Source organism: Neptunomonas sp. ABH4_499 (genome assembly GCF_056160565.1).
The window spans coordinates 1-357 of the sequence record NZ_JBSWXK010000050.1; the positions used below are offsets into that span (position 1 = coordinate 1).

The 357-nt window shown below is 45.1% G+C and carries 1 pseudogene; it reads right to left on the reverse strand.

The features are described 5' to 3' along the window. Positions 1–113: 113 nt before the first annotated feature. A pseudogene (locus ACXAF9_RS18195) lies at positions 114–269 on the reverse strand (IS30 family transposase); the annotation flags it as partial. Positions 270–357 lie beyond the last annotated feature (88 nt).

The following is a 357-nucleotide window of genomic DNA, read 5'->3' on the forward strand; positions in this document are numbered from 1 at the left end:
GTATTTGATCGGGTTATTGGAAAGAAGAGAAATGAACGCACAGAGCCTGAGTTTGGTCCGTGGGTAAAGGGTGTTTTTCAGGGACGACTACCTACACGATTAGGGATGATCACGCGTTTTGCGCGATCTCCTTTACGATATTTACGGCCATTATGGCGTAGTTGCCTATACAAGTTTCCGCCCCGTGCTTTGTCACAATAGATATAGTTATAAATCCATTCATGACTGACCGAGTAGCCGATCAACTTGCCAACACCGGCTATCTGGTCGCCCCTGAAAAATACGTAACCGTATGATTTATAGTGGTTTATAATGCGGTTCGATTATAGAAAACCCGCCTTTTTTGCCCTTCAGGGC